General features: G+C 69.8%; 21 protein-coding genes. 19 read left to right on the top strand and 2 right to left on the bottom strand.

Annotated elements, in window-relative coordinates; genetic code table 11:
- The coding region (locus AB0395_RS44170) for an amino acid adenylation domain-containing protein (protein WP_366293077.1) at positions 1 to 2325 on the top strand (2325 nt) is incomplete at its 5' end.
- 115 nt (positions 2326 to 2440) lie between these two features.
- Here AB0395_RS44170 and AB0395_RS44165 read toward each other — a convergent pair.
- Complete coding sequence (locus tag AB0395_RS44165) at positions 2441 to 2638, bottom strand: hypothetical protein (RefSeq protein WP_366293074.1); 198 nt, start codon at positions 2636 to 2638, stop codon at positions 2441 to 2443.
- Between the two features lie 24 nt (positions 2639 to 2662).
- Here AB0395_RS44165 and AB0395_RS44160 point away from each other — a divergent pair, with 24 nt between their 5' ends.
- The 17 genes from AB0395_RS44160 (at position 2663) to AB0395_RS44080 (ending at position 18757) form a co-directional block, all read left to right on the top strand.
- Positions 2663 to 3421, top strand: a complete 759-nt coding sequence (locus tag AB0395_RS44160; protein WP_366293071.1) for a TauD/TfdA family dioxygenase — start codon at positions 2663 to 2665, stop codon at positions 3419 to 3421.
- Positions 3402 to 4556 (top strand): capreomycidine synthase, encoded by a 1155-nt coding sequence (gene vioD / locus AB0395_RS44155; RefSeq protein WP_366293068.1) that lies wholly within the window; start codon positions 3402 to 3404, stop codon positions 4554 to 4556. The genes AB0395_RS44160 and vioD overlap by 20 nt, the downstream gene beginning before the upstream one ends.
- Positions 4556 to 5449: a tryptophan 2,3-dioxygenase family protein gene (locus AB0395_RS44150; RefSeq protein ID WP_366293065.1), complete on the top strand. Its 894-nt coding sequence runs from the start codon at positions 4556 to 4558 to the stop codon at positions 5447 to 5449. The genes vioD and AB0395_RS44150 overlap by 1 nt, the downstream gene beginning before the upstream one ends.
- 99 nt (positions 5450 to 5548) lie before the next feature.
- Positions 5549 to 5767, top strand: coding sequence for an MbtH family protein (locus AB0395_RS44145; protein ID WP_366293062.1), 219 nt, complete (start codon positions 5549 to 5551; stop codon positions 5765 to 5767).
- 1 nt (position 5768) lies between these two features.
- Positions 5769 to 6518 carry an alpha/beta fold hydrolase gene (locus AB0395_RS44140; protein ID WP_366293059.1) on the top strand — a complete coding sequence of 250 codons (750 nt, stop codon included), beginning with the start codon at positions 5769 to 5771 and terminating at the stop codon, positions 6516 to 6518.
- Between the two features lie 28 nt (positions 6519 to 6546).
- Complete coding sequence (locus AB0395_RS44135; protein ID WP_366293056.1) at positions 6547 to 7569, top strand: TauD/TfdA family dioxygenase; 1023 nt, start codon at positions 6547 to 6549, stop codon at positions 7567 to 7569.
- Between the two features lies 1 nt (position 7570).
- Positions 7571 to 9394, top strand: coding sequence for a non-ribosomal peptide synthetase (locus AB0395_RS44130; RefSeq protein ID WP_366293053.1), 1824 nt, complete (start codon positions 7571 to 7573; stop codon positions 9392 to 9394).
- Entirely contained in the window at positions 9384 to 10343 is a 960-nt protein-coding gene (locus AB0395_RS44125) for an LLM class flavin-dependent oxidoreductase (protein WP_366293050.1), read from the top strand. The genes AB0395_RS44130 and AB0395_RS44125 overlap by 11 nt, the downstream gene beginning before the upstream one ends.
- Before the next feature lies 1 nt (position 10344).
- Positions 10345 to 11328 (top strand): ketoacyl-ACP synthase III, encoded by a 984-nt coding sequence (locus tag AB0395_RS44120; protein ID WP_366293047.1) that lies wholly within the window; start codon positions 10345 to 10347, stop codon positions 11326 to 11328.
- A gap of 27 nt (positions 11329 to 11355) precedes the next feature.
- Positions 11356 to 12687 (top strand): crotonyl-CoA carboxylase/reductase, encoded by a 1332-nt coding sequence (ccrA, locus tag AB0395_RS44115; RefSeq protein WP_366293044.1) that lies wholly within the window; start codon positions 11356 to 11358, stop codon positions 12685 to 12687.
- 9 nt (positions 12688 to 12696) lie between these two features.
- Positions 12697 to 13095: an aspartate 1-decarboxylase gene (gene panD, locus AB0395_RS44110; RefSeq protein ID WP_366293041.1), complete on the top strand. Its 399-nt coding sequence runs from the start codon at positions 12697 to 12699 to the stop codon at positions 13093 to 13095.
- 2 nt (positions 13096 to 13097) lie between these two features.
- Positions 13098 to 13547: a MaoC family dehydratase N-terminal domain-containing protein gene (locus tag AB0395_RS44105; RefSeq protein WP_366293039.1), complete on the top strand. Its 450-nt coding sequence runs from the start codon at positions 13098 to 13100 to the stop codon at positions 13545 to 13547.
- Entirely contained in the window at positions 13544 to 13945 is a 402-nt protein-coding gene (locus tag AB0395_RS44100) for a MaoC/PaaZ C-terminal domain-containing protein (RefSeq protein ID WP_366293037.1), read from the top strand. Before AB0395_RS44105 ends, AB0395_RS44100 begins: the two co-directional genes overlap by 4 nt.
- A 19-nt stretch (positions 13946 to 13964) precedes the next feature.
- A complete protein-coding gene (locus tag AB0395_RS44095) occupies positions 13965 to 14771 on the top strand; it encodes an SDR family oxidoreductase (protein ID WP_366293034.1) in 807 nt (268 codons plus the stop codon).
- A 452-nt stretch (positions 14772 to 15223) separates the two neighbouring features.
- The gene (locus tag AB0395_RS44090; RefSeq protein WP_366293080.1) at positions 15224 to 16585 is read left to right on the top strand and encodes a helix-turn-helix domain-containing protein; all 1362 of its coding nucleotides are present in this window, start codon (positions 15224 to 15226) and stop codon (positions 16583 to 16585) included.
- 698 nt (positions 16586 to 17283) lie between these two features.
- Complete coding sequence (locus AB0395_RS44085; protein WP_366293031.1) at positions 17284 to 17946, top strand: phosphoribosyltransferase; 663 nt, start codon at positions 17284 to 17286, stop codon at positions 17944 to 17946.
- Positions 17947 to 18013: 67 nt separating this feature from the next.
- Positions 18014 to 18757, top strand: coding sequence for an alpha/beta family hydrolase (locus tag AB0395_RS44080; RefSeq protein ID WP_366293028.1), 744 nt, complete (start codon positions 18014 to 18016; stop codon positions 18755 to 18757).
- A gap of 32 nt (positions 18758 to 18789) precedes the next feature.
- Here AB0395_RS44080 and AB0395_RS44075 read toward each other — a convergent pair whose 3' ends face one another.
- Positions 18790 to 19500, bottom strand: a complete 711-nt coding sequence (locus AB0395_RS44075) for an SDR family oxidoreductase (RefSeq protein WP_366293025.1) — start codon at positions 19498 to 19500, stop codon at positions 18790 to 18792.
- Positions 19501 to 19970: 470 nt separating this feature from the next.
- Here AB0395_RS44075 and AB0395_RS44070 point away from each other — a divergent pair, with 470 nt between their 5' ends.
- Positions 19971 to 20498, top strand: coding sequence for a MarR family winged helix-turn-helix transcriptional regulator (locus tag AB0395_RS44070; protein WP_366293023.1), 528 nt, complete (start codon positions 19971 to 19973; stop codon positions 20496 to 20498).
- Positions 20499 to 20681: the final 183 nt, after the last annotated feature.

Raw genomic sequence — 20681 nt, 5'->3', positions numbered from 1 at the left:
GTGGAGTGGGGGGCCGGTCCCGAGGGGGTGGTGGGGGTCGCGCTGCCGCGTTCGGAGCATCTGGTGGTGGCGTTGCTCGCGGTGCTGAAGGCGGGAGCGGCGTATCTACCGATCGATCCGGACTACCCGCCGTCACGGGTGGAGTATTTGCTGCGGGATGCCAGGCCGGTGCTGGTACTGGCCACCGAACAGGTCGAACAGGAGTCGTCCGGCCCGGATGGTGATCTCGATGTGCCGGTCTCGGTGGGTAATCCGGCGTATCTGATCTACACCTCCGGTTCGACGGGACAGCCCAAGGGGGTCATGGTCTCCCATCGGGCGATCGTGAACCGTCTGCGCTGGATGCAGGAGGAGTACGGACTGGGCGCGGAGGACCGGGTCGTGCAGAAGACTCCGGCCTCGTTCGATGTGTCGGTCTGGGAGTTCTTCTGGCCTTTGATCGCGGGTGCCACGCTGGTGATGGCCAAGCCGGGCGGTCACCGTGACCCTGTCTATCTGGCCGAGTTGATCACCGCCAACGAGGTGACGGTCGCTCATTTCGTTCCCTCGATGCTGGCTGTCTTCCTAGCCCAGCCGCAGGCGGCCGGGTGCGCAAGCCTGCGGCAGGTCTTCTCCAGTGGTGAGGTGTTGCCGATCGAGGTGGCCAGGCGTTTCGCCGACACGTTCGGTACGGCGGAGCTGCACAATCTCTACGGGCCGACCGAGGCGGCGGTGGATGTGACCTACTTCCACTACGACCGCGACGCCGACGCCACGAGTGTTCCCATTGGCCGCCCCATCGCCAACACCCGGTTGTACGTCCTCGACGACTGGTTGCGTCCCGTACCCCCAGGAGTGACGGCCGAGCTGTACCTGGCCGGAGCCGGTCTCGCCCGCGGCTACCGGAACCGGCCTGGCCTGACCGCGGAACGATTCGTCGCCTGCCCGTACGGCGAGCCGGGAGCACTCATGTACCGCACCGGTGACCTGGTCAAATGGACCAGGGATGGCCTGGTGGAGTTCGTGGGACGCGTCGACGACCAGGTGAAGATCCGCGGTTTCCGCATCGAACTCGGCGAGGTCGAGGCCGCCGTCGCGACCCACCCACTGGTCAGGCAGGCCGTCGTGACCGTGCGGGAAGACCGGCCGGGCGACCCCCGCCTGGTGTCCTACGTGGTTCCCGCCACCCCGGACGACACTCCCGCCCCCCGCACCCTGAGCACCCACGTCGCCGCCGTCCTGCCCGAGTACATGATCCCCTCGGCCTTCGTGATCCTGGACACGCTGCCACTGACCCCCAACGGCAAACTGGACCGGCGAGCACTCCCCGCACCCGTCTTCGAGGGGGAGAGCGGAGGGCGAGGACCGCGCACTCCCCGGGAGGAGATCTTGTGCGGGCTGTTCGCCGAGGTGCTCGGCGTCGCCCAGGTGGGGATCGACGACAGTTTCTTCGACCTGGGCGGCCACTCCCTGTCCGCGACCCGGCTGATCTCACGGATCAGGTCCACTCTCGGGATCGACCTGAGCCTGCGCGAACTGTTCCACGCCCCGACCGTCGCGGGGGTCGCCGACCTGCTGGACGGGGAAGGACAGGGCGCGACACGGTCGGTCGACATCCTGCTCCCGCTGCGGACCAGGGGCAGCCGCCCGCCGCTGTTCTGCGTGCACCCGATCACCGGCCTGAGCTGGTGCTACGCGGGTCTGCTGCACCACCTGAGCCCGGACCTGCCCGTGTACGGCGTGCAGTCCCGCGGCCTCGGCGGCGACAGCGCGCCGCCGGCCTCGCTCACCGAGCTGGTCGACGACTACCTCGCCCACCTCCGGCTGGTCCAGCCGACCGGCCCCTATCACCTGCTCGGCTGGTCGATCGGCGGCAACATCGCGCACGCGATGGCCTCCCGCCTACAGGAGCTGGGCGAGCAGGTCGCCCTGCTGGCCCTGCTCGACGCCTATCCGCCTGACGGGTCATGGAGGCCGGAGGAGCTCTCCGACGAGGAGGCACGCGCCTGGATGGCCGAGCTCATGCACCGTGAGGGGCCGGGACGCCTGGAGCTGGATCCCGAGCTGCTCGACGAGCTGGCCTCGGCCGCCAAGCGCAACCTGGACCTGGTGCACCGCCGTACGGCACCGGTGTTCCACGGCGACGCCCTGTTCTTCACCGCGACGCTGGGCCGCGACAGCGGGCAGCCGGAGGCGGGGAGTTGGGCCGGACACGTCACCGGAGAGCTGACCGACCACGGCATCCCCTGCGACCACTTCGACATGACCAGGCCCGGACCGCTCGGCGAGATCGGCAAGGTGCTCTCCCGGGAGATCGAACGGCTCTGGGCGCCTCCGGCACCATAGGCAATATTGCGGCAGGAAAATGCTGTTCATGGTATTGCGATATTTGCAGAGATAGGGTGACCCTAATGTTCTTCCGTCATTTATGGAGGATGCACTCTTGGCTTCGAATGCACTTCTAGGGGCGCGGGTATTCGCATTCGCGCTGGATTGGGAAGAGGCCGCCCTGGCGCGGGCACTCGCGCAGAGCTGTGCCGAAGAATATGTCGCGGCGGACAGTCCGGAGTTCCTGGCGGACGTTCATGTAATCGCGCACGAACTGCCCGTCGCGCCGCGTCGCGCGATAAATCGCGCGCGTCTCGACGACGGTAAACACGCCATTGTCGTCGCCGGTAACATCGTGCGCGACGATCTGCTTGGCCGTACCCCGGCGCACTGGCGTGATCCCGGCGGGGAGGAGGCCGCGCTCGGCGGTTTCGTGCTGATGCTCTGGGCCGCGCTGCTCGGCGACGCGATCGGATGGACCACCCAGCAGGACGGGCACATCCTGACCGACGTCCTGCCGGTCGCCGGGTTTGAGAACGGGGATGTCAGCTCCAGCAGCCACAAGGAGCTGAGCTGGCATACCGAGGACGCATTCTCTCCCTTCCGCGCCGACTACGTGGGGCTGTACTGCCTGCGCAACCCCGACGACACGCCCACCACGCTGTCCTTCGCGGACGTGGCGGCGCTGCCGGGGCGGGTGCGTGAGACGCTCGCCCAGCGGCGATTCCTGATCCGCGCCGACGACGCCCACGACATGAACCTGGCATCGGGCGGCGACGCGTCCGGCGAGGAGGCGGTCGCGCTCCTCGTGGGCCCCGCGGAGGCCGCGGTGCTGCGAGCCGACAGGGACTGCACCGAGGTCATACCGGGAGACGACCAGGCGCGGGAGGCGCTCGAGGTGCTCTTCGCACAGCTGGACGCCAACCTCTACGACCTCCGGCTGGCACAGGGCGACCTCTGTTTCGTCGACAACCGCAACGTCGTGCACGGGCGGCGCTCCTTCCGGCCCCGCTACGACGGCCGTGACCGGTGGCTCAGGCGGGTCAACGTGACGGTCGACCTGAGACGGACCCGGCCAGGCAGGAGTGACAGCGATGACCGTCGAATCGGTTGACCATCGGCCCTTCGGGCAGATCTCCCCGGCGCTGCTCGAGGACTGGCTGCGCGAGCGGTACTTCACCCTCCCCGTCGACATCTCCAGCTCGGGCGTGCAGAACTACTCCCTCGGCCAGCTCAGGGACATCCTCGGGATCACGATGCGCGATCTCGACCGCGTCGAGTTCAGGGACAGCCCCTCCGTCGGCTGCCTCCCGCTGCGCGAGGTGATCGCGGAGCGGTTCGGCGAGGGCAGGGCGGAGACGGTGATGGTGACCCACGGTTCGACCGAGGCGTTGTTCCTCGCCCTGGCCGCGATCATCAGCCCCGGCGACGAGATCGTCGTCCTGCAGCCGGTCTACCACTCCCTCTACTCGATCGCGGAGACTCTCGGCGCGCGGCTGCGAGTGTGGCGGCTCGATCCCGAGGATGGGTTCACCCCCGACCTCGACCGGTTCCGCGACCTGCTCAACGAGCGCACCAGGGCGGTGCTGGTCAACTTCCCGCACAACCCGACGGGGGCGACCCTGTCGGCCGCCGCCTACGAGGAGTTCCTCGCTCTCATCGCGCGGCGCGGCTGCTATCTGCTGTGGGACGGCGCCTTCACCGAGCTGGTCTACGACGGGCCGCCGCTGCCCGACCCGCGCGAGCGGCTGGAGCGGGCGGTGTCCGTCGGCACCCTGTCGAAGGCCTACGGCCTGCCGGGGCTCCGCGTCGGCTGGTGCCTCGCCCCCACGGAGCTGCTGACCACGATGATCAAGGTGAGGGACTACGTGTCCATCTGCACCTCGCCGCTGGCGGAGTTCCTCGCCACCGCCGTGCTGCGGGACGGCGACAGGGTCGTCGGCCGCAGGCTCAGACAGGCCGCTGTCAACCGCGAGATCCTGTGCGCCTGGGCGCTGGACAACCAGGAACACATCGAGCTGCCGCTGCCCCACGGCGGGGTCTCGGCCTTCCCGGCGGTCCGTGGCGTGGCGGACGTGCGGGAGATCTGTGGCGACCTCGAGGCCCGGGGCGTACTCATCGTGCCCGGCTTCTGCTTCGGGTACCCGGATCGGATGCGTATCGGTTTCGGCGGCCCCACGGACGTCCTGAACGCCGGGTTGCTGGCGATCTCACAGGTGGTTCGCGGTACGGCGGACGGGGAGGACTGATGGCGGCCTCCGAGTACCGGAGTTCGGCCTACCAGGCGCTGACCGACCGTGAGCGCGCCGAACGCGCGGCACGCTCAGGTGGGGAGCCAATCCTGGAGTTCGGGGACAGCTTGACGCCTTTCGTGAGCTACGTCCGCTCGGATGTGCTGCTGTCCCTGCAGAACTTCCGTACGAAGTCCCCCAGCGAGCCGGCCTTCCTGATCGCGACGCAGGTCATGGAGCTGATGTTCAAGCTCGGCCACATCGAGGTGCTGCAGGTCAGGGACCTGCTCGACGCCGACGAGATCGACGCCGCGCTGTGGGCCCTGCGCAGGGTGCGGTCGGTGCAGAGCCTGCTGACCGACGTGTGGGAACTGCTCAGCCCGCTCAGCCCCGCCGACTACGGGGAGTTCCGTGACCAGCTCGGCGACGGGTCCGGCTTCCAGTCCTTCGCCTATCGCCAGTGGGAGTTCGCGCTCGGCAACAAGAACGCCGCGATGGCCAGGCCGCACGCGGGCGACCGCGCCACGCACGGCGAGCTGCTGCGTGTGCTGAGCGAGCCGAGCCTGTACGACGCGGTCATCAGGCTGCTCGGCCGCAACGGGCTGCCGATCCCCGCCGATTGCGCGGACAGGGACTGGGCGCAGCCGTACCGGGCGCGGCCCGAGGTCGAGCAGGCCTGGCGGCAGGTGTACCAGGAGCGGGATCGTTACCAGGTTCTGCATCGGCTGGCCGAGACGCTGGTCGACGTGGCGTACGAGTTCGGCAAGTGGCGGGCGACGCATCTGCTCGTGGTCGAGCGGGTGCTCGGCTCCAAGCCCGGCACCGGCGGGACCAGCGGGGTCGACTGGTTGCGGCGGGCGGCCGAGCACCGGTTCTTCCCCGAACTCTGGTCGGTCAGGGGGGTGCTTTGACGGTGAACAGAACTGCCGGTTGCTTGCCTTCGAAACTGCCGGTAGGGGACATATCCGGACACTAGGCTCAGATTGGAAATATCAAACACGGAGGTAGTGGTGACCAATCCGTTCGACGACGAGGACGGCAGATTTCTGGTGCTGGTGAACGACGAGGACCAGCATTCGTTGTGGCCCGCATTCATCGACACGCCGGACGGATGGACCATTGTCCACGGCGAGGACAACCGGCAGGCCTGTCTCGATTACATCGAGAAGCACTGGGTCGACATGCGCCCGAAGAGCCTGCGGGAGCAGATGGACCAGATCAAGACCTGACGTGGCCGCGCAGAGAGTTCAGGACACCACGGTCATCCGCCCCCTGCCCCGGCCGGCGGCGACGCGGTCGTTCGTCTGCCTGGGGTTCTGCGGCGGTGGCACCGGGGCGTACCGGCCGTGGGCGTCGCTCCTCGACGAGCGCACCGAGCTCACGCTGATCTGCTACCCGGGCCGGGAGGGCAGGTTCGCCGAGAACTTCGCCCGCTCCTGGGAGGAACTGGCCGAGGACGCGACGGCCGCCGTGCTGTCGGCGGTCGACCGGCCCTATGTCCTGTTCGGGCACAGCATGGGGGGCTGGATGGCCTTCGATGTCGCCACCAGGATCGAGCGGCGCGGCGGGCCCGTTCCCGAGAGTCTCGTCGTCTCCTCCTGCAACGCGCCGAACAGAGGACTCACCGAGCGGGACAGGTTCCCCTCCCTCGACGACACCGACGAGGCCCTGTTGCGCTGGATGCGGACGATAGGGCTGCTGCCCGACTACGTGCGCTCCGATCCCGACCTGATGGACATGGCCTTCGACCTGATGCGGGCCGACATCAGGGTCAGGGACTCCTACCGGTCACCCGGCGCGGAGACCCGCATCCCCGTGCAGGTCCTCTACGGCCGGGACGACGAGGTGATCGAGCCCGGCGTGGCCGAGCAGTGGAGCCAGGTCTGCCGCGGCCCCTGCCGCGTCGACCCGCTGCCCGGCGGCCACTTCTACACCCCCGACGTGTGGGGTGCACTGCCCGCGCACATCGATGCGCTGTGATCGGCCCAACCGGACTCCGGGAGAACGCATGGGAGCGAACGACCTCGACGCCGACCTGCGCTGCACGGTCGAGCCGGGCAGACCGGCGACGGCGTCCGCGGCCGGCGTCGACACCGTCGAGCAGGCCGTCCTGTGGCTCGCCACCAGACGGGCGCGCATCAGGGAACTGCTGGACGAGCACGGCGCGCTGTACCTCCGCGGACTGCCCATCCACGACCCCGCAGGCTTCGCCGCCGTACGGGACGCCGTCCTCGACGAGCGGGCGGCCTACCAGGAGAAGGCGACACCGCGCACCCACTTCGGCGACGACGTCTACTCCTCAACCGACCTGCCGCCCGCGCACACCATCCACATGCACAACGAGAACAGCTACACGCTGACCTTTCCCGGCATCCTGATGTTCTGCTGCCTGACGGCCCCGCACACCGGCGGGGCCACCCCGGTCGCCGACTGCAGGCAGGTGCTGCGCAACCTCCCGGGCGAACTGGCCGAACGGTTCCGCGCCACCGGCTGGTCGCTGCTGCGCAACTACGGCGAGCACATCTCCCTCGACTGGCGCACCGCCTTCAACGCGGCCTCGCCGGAAGAGGCCGAGAAATACTGGGCCGAGAACCTGATCGGCTACCGATGGGGGGAAAACGGCACGCTGCGCACCGGCCAGGTACGGCCCGCGATCATCAAGCATCCCCGGACGGGGGAGGAGGTGTGGTTCAACCACGCCGCCTTCTGGAGCGAGCACTCGCTCGACCCCGAGATCCGGGAGGTGCTCCTTGAGGAACTCGGCCACGGCGGACTGCCGTTCAACACCGGCTACGGCGACGGCGTGGCGTTCACCGCGGACGAGATCGGCACCATCAACGCCGCGTACGAAGCGGCCGTGGTGCGCAGGCCGTGGCGGGCGGGGGACCTGCTGATCGTGGACAATCTGCTCACCGCGCACGGCAGGGACGCCTTCAGAGGAGACAGGAAGGTCGTCGTGGCCATGGGCGAGCCGGTCTCACTCGCCGACTGCCGGCCGGTCCCGCCGCCGGCCGCCCGCCTGGGGAGCTGAGATGGCCGCCATCGCCGCGCAGGAGGCGTGGTTCGCCGGTCCCGCGCTCCTCATCGATCCCGCCGACACGCTCGACCGATTCCGCGCGGCGGTGGCCGCGCACCCGGACCGCGCCGCCGTGCGCGCGCCCGACGGCGAGCTGTCCTTCGCCGAGCTGGACGCGCGGGCCGCAGGGGTGGCGCAGGCGCTGCGGGACGCGGGCGCGGGACGCGGCTCCAGGGTCGGCGTCTGCCTGCCCCGCTCGGTCGAGCTGCCGGTGGCCCTGCTCGCGGTCTGGCGCGCGGGCGCCGCCTACGTCGCCCTCGACCCCGCCTACCCGCTGCGGCGGCTGGCCTTCACCGTCGCCGACGCGGGCGCCGACGTGGTCTACACCGACAGGCCCGAGCTGGACTGGCCCACGCACGTGCGCGTGGTCACACCCGGCGACCGGCCGGGGTACGGCAGCGCGACGGTGACGCCCACCGGCCCACACGACGCCGCCTACGTCCTGTACACCTCCGGCTCAACGGGCACCCCGAAGGGCGTGGTGGTCAGCAGGGGCGGGGTGGCCGCGCTGCTGGCGTCGCTCGAGCAGGCCGGGATCTACCCGGAAGAGCCCGCGACGGTCGCCTGGAACGCCAGCATGTCCTTCGACGCCTCGGTACAGCAGTGGATCCGGGTGTGCCGCGGTGACACGGTCGTGGTGCTCGGCGAAGCCGTACGGGCCGATCCGCAGGGGCTCGCCACGCTCATCGGGGAACAGGGCGTCACCGCGCTCGACGTCACCCCCTCGCACTGGGCGGCCCTGCGCGGTGAGCTGCTGCCCGCTCTGGCAGCGCTGTCGGCGCTGCCCGGTGCCACACCACTGCGGCTGCTGGTCGGCGGCGAGCCGATCCCCGAGGAGATGTGGCGCGAGCTGGCCGGGGCCGCGGAACGGGGACTGCTGGCGCCGGTCAACCTGTACGGCCCCAGCGAGTGCACGGTGGACGCCACCGCCACGCCGGTCAGCGGGCCGTACCCGCACCTCGGCGGTCCGCTGCCCGGGGTCCGCGCCTACGTGCTCGACGAGCGGCTGCGGCCCACCGGGGTTGAGGAGCCGGGCGAGCTCTTCCTCGCGGGCACGGGAGTCGCGCAGGGATACGTGAACAGGGCGGGGCTGACCGCCCAGCGGTTCCTGCCCGACGTCGTGGCGCGCGACGGGACCCGCATGTACCGGACGGGAGACCGCGCCCGGTGGAGCGCGGCAGGGACGCTGATCTTCATGGGCCGCCTCGACCGGCAGGTGAAGGTGCGCGGCTATCGGATCGAACCCGGTGAGATCGAGTCGGTGCTCACCGGGGTGCCGGAGATCTCGCGCTGCCTCGTCACCCGGCGCGGCGACACGCTGGTGGCCTACTACACCGCGAGAGACGGGGCCGAGGTCCCCGGCGAGCGGCTGCGCGACCTGCTCGCCGACCGGGTGCCGGACTTCATGGTGCCCACGGCGTTCGTGGCGCTGCCCGCGTTCCCGCTGACGGTCAACGGCAAGCTCGACCTGGACGCGCTGCCCGACCCCGCTGGAAGGCGGGTGAGCGAGGAGGAGGACCTGCTGCCGACGGGGCCGATCGAGGAGCTGATCGCGGCCGTCTGGGCCGACGTGCTCGGCATGGACCGGGTGCTGGCCGACGACGACTTCTTCGCGCTCGGCGGTCACTCGCTGGTCGCCCTGCGGGTGGTCTCCCGGGTGCGCGGGCAGCTCGGCGTGAGCATGCCGACCAGGGACGTCTACCGGCATCCACGCCTGCGTGACCTCGCGGGGCACGTGGCGCGCCTGGGCGCGGAGCCGGGGAGCCACCGTGACCGATGACGTCCAGGCCCGGCGGCCGGCGGAGGTCGGGATCATGCTCCCCGCCTCGGGCGCCGCGGACTCGGAGCGCTACGACGTGATCGCGGCGGCCCGGCTGGCCGAGGAACTCGGCTTCGACTCGATCTGGACCGTCGACCACCTCGCCTTCCACACCGGCATCCTCGAACCGGTCACGGTGCTGGCCGCCGCGTGCGGGGTGACCGGGCGGGTCTCGCTCGGGTTCGGCGTCCTGCTCGCCGCCATGCGGCATCCGGCCTGGGTCGCCAAGCAGATCGCGTCGCTGCAGGTGCTCTCCGGCGACCGGGTCGTCCTCGGCGTCGGCGTCGGCGGTGAGAACCCCGGCGAGTGGGCCGCCGCCGGGGTGCCCGTCGCGCAGCGCGGAAGACGTACCGACGCCTTCCTCGACGTGCTGCCCGACCTGGCCGCGGGCCGCCCGGCGCGACTGCCGCAACCGTGGGACGCGCCGGTTCCCGTCCTCGCGCCAACCGGCGTCGTGCCGCCGGTCTGGGTCGGTGGCCGCAGTCGTGCGGCGATCGAACGGGCGGCCGCGCGCGCCGACGGCTGGCTCGGGCTGTGGGTCGACGCAGGGCAGCTCGCCAGGCGGCGAGCCGCCCTGCTGGCCCGCGCCCGCGAGCTCGGCAGGCCGCGGCCGCGCGCAGGCGTCACCGTGCTCGTCCACGTGGACGATCGCGACCCCGACCACGCCAGGGCGGAGAGCGCCCGCTTCCTGCGCGCGCAGTACGGGGGACCGGTGGACAGGCTGATGCCCTACGTCGTCGCGGGCACCGGCGCCGAGGTGGCGGCGGGACTCGCGTCGCTCGTCACGGCGGGAGCGGACCAGCTGGTGCTGCTGCCCGGCGCGGCCGACTACCCGGCGCAGTACCACCGTCTGGCCGAGCTGCGGCACGAGCTGCCCGACCGGCTGGTGAGCGTCGGAGAAAGGAGCTGACATGGCCATCGGAGTGATCGGGCTCGGCGCCCACGTTCCCGAACACGTGATCACCAACACGCAGATCAGCGCGTGGACCGGGATGGACGAGGACTGGATCGTCGAGCGGACAGGCGTCTGCGAGCGGCGCTACGCGGCGGAGGGGACGGTGACCTCCGATCTCGCGCTACCCGCAGCCAACGCGGCCCTGGACACCGAGCCGGGTGCCCGCCAGCGGCTCGAGGCGCTGATCGTGGCGACCACCACACCCGATGTGCCGCAACCGGCGACGGCGGCGATCCTGCAGTACAAGCTGGGTCTGCGCACGGTGCCCGCCTTCGATGTCAACGCCGTGTGCAGCGGGTTCGTCTACTCCCTCGCGATCGGCGAGGGCCTGCTGCGCGCGCACTACCCCGGGGGCAGGGTCCTGGTCGTGGGCGCGGACAAGCTGTCGGCCGTGATGAACCGCGGCGACCGCCGTACGGTCAGCCTGTTCGGCGACGGCGCGGGCGCCATGCTGCTCGGCGAGGTGCCCGAGGGTTACGGCTTCCTGGCCACCCGCATGCTCACCGACGGGGAGCACCACGGCGTGGTCGGGATCGACGCGGGCGGCACCAGGATGCCGCTCGACGCGGAGGCCAGGGCCGAGGGGCGGCACCTGCTGCGGATGGACGGCCGCACGGTCAAGAACTGGGTGCTGCCGACCATGCGCAAGCTCGTCGGGCAGATCCTCGACGACTGCGACCTCGGCATCGGCGACATCAGCCGCTTTGTCTTCCACCAGGCGAACGCCCGCATGCTGGAGGTGCTCGCGGCCGACCTCGGCGTCGGGCTCGACCGCGTGCCACTCACCACCAAGTGGTACGGCAACATCGGCGGCGCGTCCGTCCCGTTCACGTTGTCCGAGTCGCACCGGCAGCGGCCCCTGCGCCGAGGCGAGCGCATCCTGCTCGCCGCGGCGGGAGGCGGCCTGTGCGCCGGGGCGACGATTCTCGTGTGGCACTGACTTGTGGCACTGACTGGAGGCCTGCCCATGCGGAAGATCCTCGACGCGATCATGGCGGACGACGCGGCCGAGGCCGGCGGACTGCCGATCCCGGACAGCTACCGCGCCGCGACCGTGCACGCCGACGAGGTGGACATGTTCCACGGCCTGACCAGCGAGGAGAAGGATCCTCGCAGGTCGCTGCACATCGAGGAGGTGCCGACCCCTTCGCTCGGGCCAGGTGAGGTGCTCGTCGCGGTGATGGCCGGCTCGATCAACTACAACACGGTGTGGACGTCGATCTTCGAGCCGCTGCCGACGTTCGTCTTCCTGCAGCGCTACGGCAAGACGTCACCGCTGGCCAGGCGGCACGACCTGCCGTACCACGTGGTCGGCTCCGACCTGGCCGGTGTGGTGGTGCGCGTCGGCGAGGGGGTCAATGCCTGGCGGCCCGGAGACCACGTCGTGGCGCACTGCTCGTCGGTCGAGCTGGAGCACCCCGACGGGCACGGCGACACGATGCTGGACCCCGAGCAGCGGATCTGGGGGTTCGAGACCAATTTCGGCGGCCTCGCCGAGCTGGCGCTGGTGAAGGCGAATCAGCTCATGCCCAAACCGGCGCACCTGACCTGGGAGGAGGCCGCCGCCTCCGGACTGGTCAACTCCACGGCGTACCGGCAGCTGGTCTCGCGCAACGGCGCCAGGATGAAGCAGGGCGACACCGTGCTCATCTGGGGCGCGTCGGGAGGTCTCGGTTCGTACGCGACCCAGCTCGCTCTCAACGGCGGTGTCACCCCCGTGTGCGTGGTCTCCAGCTCGGAGAAGGCGGAGATCTGCCGCAGGATGGGCGCCGAGCTGATCATTGACAGGAAGGCGGAGGACTACCGGTTCTGGACCGACGAGCACGCCCAAAACCCCAAGGAATGGCGGCGCTTCGGCGCGCACATCAGGGAACTGACCGGCGGTGACGATCCCGACATCGTCTTCGAGCACCCCGGCAGGGAGACCTTCGGCGCGAGCGTGTTCGTGGCCAAGCGCGGCGGCACGATCGTCACCTGCGCTTCAACCAGCGGATTCGAGCACTCCTACGACAACCGCTACCTCTGGATGAACCTCAAGCGGATCATCGGCTCACACTTCGCCAACTACCGCGAGGCATGGGAGGCCAACCGGCTGATCGTCCGCGGGAAGATCCACCCCACGCTGTCCAAGGTGTACCCGTTGTCCGAGACCGGGCAGGCCGCGCACGAGGTGCACGGCAACGCCCACCAGGGCAAGGTCGGTGTGCTCTGCCTGGCTCCCGTCGAGGGCCTGGGGGTGCGCGACCACGAGCTGCGCGAGCGGCTTCTCAGCCAGATCAATCGTTTCCGGCATCCTTGAGGGGTCGACATGTTCCGGCACATGCTGAAGTCCAAGATCCACCGTGCCACGGTGACCCACGCCGAGCTGCACTATGTAGGGTCGCTCACGCTCAGCGTGGACCTCATGAAGGCCGCCGACCTCATACACGGCGAGAAGGTCGACGTCGTCGACATCAACAACGGGGCGCGCCTGTCGACCTACGTCATCGAGGGGCCGCCCGACGGTGGCGTCGTCGGGATCAACGGTGCCGCCGCCCGCCTGATCAGCCCGGGAGACCTGGTCATCGTGATCGGCTACGCGATGATGACGGACACCGAGCTGCGGGGGTTCGAACCGTCCGTGGTGTTCGTCGACGAGCTCAACCGGATCACCGGAACGGGCCGCGACCCGGGCCAGGCGGCGCCCTCGGACACGATCAAGATCTGACGATGGCCATCGACACCGCCGCCGTCGGCACCGAGTCGCCGGAGCTGACCGTCGAGGTCGAGCGCGGGCGCCTGAGCCTGTTCGCCAGAACGATCGGCGAGAGTGATCCTGTCTACACCGATCCGGCCGCCGCCCGCGCCGCGGGCCATCCGGACCTGCCGGTGCCGCCGACCTTCCTGTTCTGCCTGGAGATGGACCGCCCCAGCCCCTGGGCCTACCTGGAGGAACTGGGCATCGATCCACGCCGGATACTCCACGGCGAACAGCATTTCACTTACCATGCCATGGCCCACGCGGGCGACCGGCTCACCTTCGCCGCGCGTGTCAGCGACGTCTACAGCAGGAAGGGCGGCGCGCTGGACTTCCTCGTCCGCACCGTTGAGGTGACCAGGGCCGGGGAGCCCGTCGCGACGCTGACCACCGTCCTCGTCGTGCCCGGGGCCGTACCGTGAACGGCCGGGTCGAGGTGGGGGACTCGCTGCCCCCGCTCAGGCTGCCCGCGATCAGCCGCACGACGCTGGCGCTCTACGCGGGCGCGTCCGGCGATCACAACCCGGTGCACATCGACCTGGACGAGGCCAGGGCGGTCGGCTTCGAGGACGTCATCGCGCACGGGATGCTCTCCATGGCCTACCTCGGACGGCTGCTGACCCACTGGGCACCGCAGCGGCGCATCCGGTCGTACGGCGTGCGGTTCACGGCCATGACGCCGCCGCACGCCGAGCCGACCTGCACGGGGACCGTCAGCGCGATCGACGGCGGGATCGCCCGCCTGGACATCGCGGTGACCCTGGCCGACGGCACGGTGACCCTGCGCGGCACAGCTGTCATCGCACTTGCCGACGATTGAACCGAGAAGGGCACGGCACATGAGCAAGCTGACCGGAAGGATCGCGATCGTCTCGGGCGCGGGGCGGGGCATCGGCAGGGCCGTCGTCCAGAAGCTCGCCGCGGAGGGCGCCAGCGTCGTCGTCAACGACCTGGATCCCGACCCCGCGGAGGAGACCGTCGCGGCAGTCAAGGCCGCGGGTGGCAGCGCGGTCGCCTGCGTGGGCGACGTGACCGAGGCGGGGTTCGCCGAGCGGTTCGTGCGGACCGCCGTCGACTCCTTCGGCGGCCTGGACATCATCGTCAACAACGCGGGCTACACCTGGGACACCGTTATTCAGAGGATGACCGACGAGCAGTGGGACGACATTCTCGACGTCCACCTCAAGGCCCCTTTCCGGATCCTGCGCGCGGCGCAGCCGTACATCAGGGCCAGCCCGGCCGAGCACCACCGCAAGGTTGTCAACATCTCCTCGATCGCGGGCCTCGGCGGCAACGCCGGGCAGGTGAACTACGCGGCGGCCAAGGCGGGACTCGTCGGCTTGACCAAGACCCTGGCCAAGGAGTGGGGACGCTACCGGGTCAACGTCAACGCGGTGGCGTTCGGGCTGATCATGACGCGCCTCACCGAGGCGCCCGCGAGCGCCGACGCCGGCATTGACGTGCGGGGACGGCGGATCAAGGTCGGCGTCAGCGCGCAGCTGCTGGACGCGATGAGGACGACGGTCCCGCTGGGCAGGCCGGGCACGCCACAGGAGGCGGCGGGCGCTGTTTACCTGCTGTGCCTGCCCGAGTCGGACTACGTCAGCGGGCAGGTCGTCGTCTGTGGCGGAGGCCTGGTCATCTAAATTTCTTGCGCAATTTGTTCGAACATCCTTGCCGCCTCCTTACTGTGACCGTGACATTCGAAGAGATGGCGAGTTGGCAGGCGTTGATTCCGGCATATCCGCCGCTGAAAACATGAGGCAGGAAAGCTTAAAAAAGCTATGGACACGATCTTGTGGAAGGAAGATTATCAGGCAGTAAATACGAGCGATCCGGGCATGCCTGATGTTTCACGGGGCTGGAGGGGGTGAGGGGCTGGCAGAGCTCATTCAAATGATCAGTTGATCTGCGGAACAACGCTGGAGAAATCCTGATCGCCACGTAGGACGGGCGAATGGCAGGGGTGTATGCGGAAGTGCTGAAAGTCCGGTCGTCTCTCGGTTGAAGTTGCTCTTCCGTGTTGCTCGGGGTTGTGGTACGCGGCGAATGCCTGTCGTTCCAGGTCTGTGAGTGTGACGCCGTCGCCGTCCCTCCCATGTTCTTCCGCCCGTCTGGAATTACTCCTGAGTCCCTATTTCTCAGCGACCACGGAGGTGGGCCGATCATGACCGTCACAGAAGATGAGCACGGGTACGGTAAGGGGGAACGCTTCGGCGCCCTCTTACGGAAATACCGCAATATAGCGGGTTTGACTCAGCAGGAGCTTGCAGATCTCAGCGCCGTGAGCATACGCGCGGTGCGGGACCTGGAGTCGGGCCGCGTCAGGCGGCCGCGGAAGGTCACCGTCCAACTGCTCGCCAGCGCGCTCCGCATCGAAGAGCCCCATCGGGTGGCACTGCAGATCGCCGCGACCCTGCCCGCGCTCAGGACGGACGAGGGCCAGGCCCGTCTGACCGCCTCGCTCTCGGCCACCAGCGGCCTGATCGGGCGCAAGGCCGAGCTTCTGGCCCTGGGCGAGCTGGTGCGCTCGCGTGACAGGCGAATGGTCGCCGTCACCGGTCTCGGCGGTGTGGGCAAGACACGGCTGGCCCTGGAGGTGGCGACCAGGCTGAACGCCAAGGGGGTGTCCGTCGTGTGGACGCCGCCCTCGGCGCACGCCGTGACCAACAGCCGCAGCCTCTTCGTCCACGAGCTGGTGCGCAACCCCCAGGGCGACCTGCGGGACCTCGACGCGCTCATCGACACCGGGCAGACTCTGCTCGTCATCGACGACTACGACGAGACGTCGCTGCCGACGGAGCGGATCCTGCAACTCCTCAGCCTCTATCCCCGCCTGTGCGTGCTGCTCACCACGCGCGGCATCACCCCTTCGGTCGAGGCGTCGATCTTTCCGCTGTCACCGCTGGCGCTGCCCCGCACGAACCACACCTACGACGCGGCTGGCTTGGCCGAGGTCGACGCGGCACGCATGATCATGACCAACATCGGGCTGACCAGACCCCGCCTCAAGCTGGACGAGACCGCCGTCGCGGCCATCGCGGCCCTGTGCCAGCTCCTCGACGGCCTGCCCGCGGCACTCGACGCCGCAGGCCGCCTCACCCTCGTCTACACCCCGGACGAACTCCTTGACGAGCTCTCCCGCGATCCTTTCTGGACCGTTCTCTCGGCGGCCGACGGCTGCCCCGTGTTCAAGGCGGGGGAGGTGGTACGGCAGGCCATCGAGGCACTCGGGCCCTCGGCCTGGAACCTCCTGAGGAGCGTGGCGGCCCACGACGGCTGCTGGTCCGTCGAGGAGAGCGCCGCCCTCGCCCGTCAGACTCCCGTCGACGCGGCCAGGGGTATCCACTGCCTTCTCCTGCGCGGGCTGATCAGACGGGTCGAACATGCCAACAGGTCGTACTTCCAGGTCCTCACCCTCGTCCGCTCGGCGATCACCGGTGGTGCGCAGGCTGTCTGAGCCCGGCCGGCGGGTGCTGAACAGGCCGGACCGGCTGCGGCCGGCCCGCGTGGGATCGCCCCTGCCCGTGGCCGGGAGCGATGTCATGCCGTCGGCCGGGGGCGATCGGCGACGGGATGCCGTGAAAGAGAATCGGGCGGGGGCGGTCGAAGGCTGATCGTGTTCTTCTGGTCGCCGTGGCGGAGGGGCGTCTCCGGCGACAGGTTCCCACGGCGCCGTGGGTAACGTCCTGCCTCCGCTCGGAGGTTCCCGTGCCACCAGGCGTCCGCTCCCGCACCACGTCGAACGCCCCTTCTCTATCGTGCGGCATCGGTTCCGAGCCGGTGAGCGCCTCGGGGGAGTCTCCACATGGAGAGCGCGCGGTGAACCTCACCCGACGACGGTCTTCGCCGAGCCGGAATTTCGTGCGTGGATCCATCGTAACCGCCTCCCCGATCAGATGGGCGCCGTCATCCCAGCCGTCATCGGCGAAATTCACGCCGGTCCATCCGAGGGCGGATTTTCGGGCGATCCCGGAACATGCCGGGCCCGCCCGGCTACGGCCGTGTCCCTCATCCGGGCCGCTCGTTCGCGTTCGTAAAAGCGGCTGCCTTTTCGGGTAAAACTCCTTATACATTCCCGGTGCCCAAAAAGCGGTGGCCTGGGTTTGGGCATACCTCAATGGATGGGGCGGACTGCGCCAATCGGGGGTGGCGGGTATGTCGGACCATCTGTTCGAGGATCGGCGTGAGGCCGGTCGTGTCCTCGCGGATCTCCTCGCGGACTACCGGGGCAGACCGGATGTCGTCGTCGTGGGACTTCCCCGTGGCGGTGTGCCCGTGGCGTACGAGGTCGCCGTGGCCCTGGGAGCCCCGCTGGACGTCTTTCTCGTCCGCAAGCTGGGCGTCCCGGGCAGGGAGGAACTGGCGCTGGGGGCGATCGCCGGTGGCGGGGTCGTCGTGCTCAACGAGGACATCGTCCGGGCGGTGGGCATCTCGCCCGAGACGATCCAGGAGATGACCGCGCGGGAGGGCCGCGAACTCCTCAGACGGGAGGAGGTCTACCGGGAGGGACGTCCCCCGCTGGATCTCACCGGCAGGACCGTCATCGTGGTCGACGACGGGCTCGCGACCGGGGCGAGCATGCGGGCCGCCGTCGAGGCCCTGCGCGACCACGAGCCCGCCGGGATCGTCGTCGCGGTTCCCACCGCGCCCGGATCGACCTGCCGCGAGCTGTGCGCCCTGGCGGACGAGGTGGTCTGCGCCTCGACCCCGTCCCCCTTCATGGCGGTAGGGCTGTCGTACTGGGACTTCGCCCAGACGACCGACCGGGAGGTGCGGGATCTCCTGCGCGCCGCTTCCGCGAGGCGGGTGCGCGCGTGACGCGGCGCTCTGTGGCCCGCAGAGCCGTACCCGTCTCCCCGGAAGGGACCCAGCCGAGGAGGAGGCGATGAACGCCGTCCGGATGAACCTGGAGCGGCTGGAGATCCCGGCCGCGGACGTCGTGCTGGAGGCCGATGTCGTGGTGCCGCGCCCCGCCTGCGGGGTGGTGCTGTTCGCGCACGGCAGCGGCAGCAGCCGCCACAGCCCCCGCAATCGGCACGTGGCGGGCGAGCTCAGGAGGGCGGGCCTGGCGACGGTGCTTGTCGATCTGCTCACACCGCTGGAGGAACACGTCGACCTCCAGACGGGCGAGTTCCGTTTCGACATCGGCAAGCTGGCCGTACGGCTGGCGGCACTGGCGCACTGGCTGGCGCGGCACGAGCCGACGGCCGGGCTGCGCCTCGGGCTTTTCGGGGCGAGCACCGGGGCGGGCGCCGCGCTCGTTGCGGCCGCGGCCAAGCCCGCCCTCGTCAAGGCGGTCGTGTCCCGTGGCGGGCGCCCCGACCTCGCCGGTGAGGCGCTCGGATCGGTTCGCGCGCCCACGCTGCTCATCGTCGGGGAGCGCGATCATGTCGTCGTGGAGCTCAACCGCGAGGCGATGGCGAAGCTGCCGGGGGAGACGCGACTGGAGATCGTCCCCGGGGCCTCGCACCTCTTCGAGGAGACGGGAGCCCTTGAGGAGGTCTCCAGGCTGGCCGGGGAGTGGTTCCTGCGCCACCTGCCGCGGGCACGGGACGCGGAGGGCGAGGGCCGCGATGCCCCGGGGGACCCGGGGGCCCCGGAGGGCGGGGGCCCGTACGGAGGCCCTTGAGGACCGCGCCGGGACTCTCGGGCGGGGAGCCCTCAGGCCGGGAAGGTGGACGTGGCCAGACCGCCGAAGTCGAGGACGTGCGCGGTGCCGTTGACGCCCCTGGACGCCGGTGAGGCCAGGTACAGGATCGAGCGGGCGACGTCCTCGGGGCGCAGCACGGGGCAGTCGAGCTCGTCGAAGGCGTCGCCCAGGTCGCCCCTGGCCATGGGGGTGTCGACGATGCTCGGGCAGACGCAGTTGACCCGGATGCCGTCGGGCTGGAAGTCCACGGCCAGCGCCTTGGTGAGCATCAGGACACCGCCCTTCGAGGCGCAGTAGGCGGCCATGCCGGGGGCGGCGACGAAGCTGGAGTCCGAGGCGACGAACACGATCGCGGGGGCCGTGCTTGCGGAGAGCGCGGGCGCGGCGTGCTTGGCCAGCAGGAACTGCCCGGTGAGGTTGACCTCCAGGGTCCTGGCGAAGTCGGCGCGGTCGGTCTCCCGCGCGTTCGTGCCCATGGGGCCCGAGATGCCCGCGCAGCCGACGGCGACGTCCAGGCTCCCCGGGATCGACGCCCGTACCGTGTCCTCGTCGGTCACGTCTCCCCGCACCCAGGTGACGTCCAGGCCCTCGGGCTTCGGCGCCCGGTCCAGGACGGTCACCGCCGCCCCCTCGGCGAGGAAGGCGTCCACGGTCGCGCGGCCTATCCCGCTGGCTCCGCCGGTGACCAGAACGGAAAGGCCGGACAGCCCGAGATCCATCATGAACTCCTCATGGTGCGCTGGAACGTCAGACGGTTCCGCCCGGTCGGCGGAAACCGAATGACGAGCAATTCATTTGCTTCCGTACGATAGATGGAACGGGAGTGCGACACAAGGCGCGCGGTGGCCGTGCGGTCGCGACGACATGGCACTTTGCGAAAAAGCCTTTCCGGAAACGCCTTGCTCCCCGCCACGTGTCTGAAATATTGTTCGGGACCAAACACTTGTTGTTCTGGGCGCTCGCGGGCCTGCCGGGCGCCTGGCCCTCCCGTTCTGGGAGGCCTTCCCGGCGTGCCCTGTCGAATCGCCCCGTGCGGGGTGTCCTTTCGGCTCGCCCACACTTTCCACGTCCGGTTCGCTGGGCTTCGTGCCCAGGTGAGACGCAGGAGACCGAACGCCGCGGGCGGGCCGGTCCCGGCGGAGAGTTCAACGCACAATCCCGGCGAATGTGATCGCAGGGTGAAGGCAAAACGATGAGGGAGCGCCACACCGAGATGACGGGACACCACACCCTGCGGAGCACGGAAGAGGCCGTCGGTGACCGGCTTGGCGGTCTCAATCTCGATTTCGAGGCTATGTGGGCCGTTTCCAATATCTACCGGGCGTCCACCGCGATCCGTAATCATCTCGAACAGACCGTGCTCCGCGACACCGGGCTCACCTGGACGGGGTTCGTCGTCATGTGGGTTGTGTGGATCTGGGAGGAGAGCGAGACCCGGCACGTCGCCGAGGAGGCGGGCATTGCCAAGGGCACTCTCACCGGCGTCCTCAAGACCCTTGAGTCCTACCGGTACGTGCAGCGGATGCCGCACCCCACGGACAGGCGTCGCGTGATGGTCACCCTGACCCCGTCCGGCGAGCGCCTGATGCGGACGCTCTTCCCGCAGTTCAACCAGGAGGAGGCCTTCGTGGTCAGGGAGCTCGACAGTGAGCGGCGCCGCACCCTGGCCGCCAGCCTGCGCCTGGTCGTCCAGCATCTGGAGAGCGCCGGGCGTCCCTGACCGCCTGCCCGCCTCCTCCCGCTCTCCCGGGCGCGCTTCCCGGCCTCCGGATCCGGAGGTGTCAGCCCCCGCCCGGCCAGGACGCATCTGCGGATCGCCGGGTTCGACCAGATGGCGGAGAAGCGGACCTCGGGCGGCACCTCGTCCACATGCACCGACCTTACTTTGTCAAGGGCGGCGGCC

The organism is Streptosporangium sp. NPDC051023 (genome assembly GCF_040689595.1).
Classification (GTDB): Bacteria; Actinomycetota; Actinomycetes; order Streptosporangiales; family Streptosporangiaceae; genus Streptosporangium.
The sequence above is the reverse complement of the archived record's forward strand: the minus strand, read 5'-3'. Positions and strand labels throughout refer to the sequence as shown.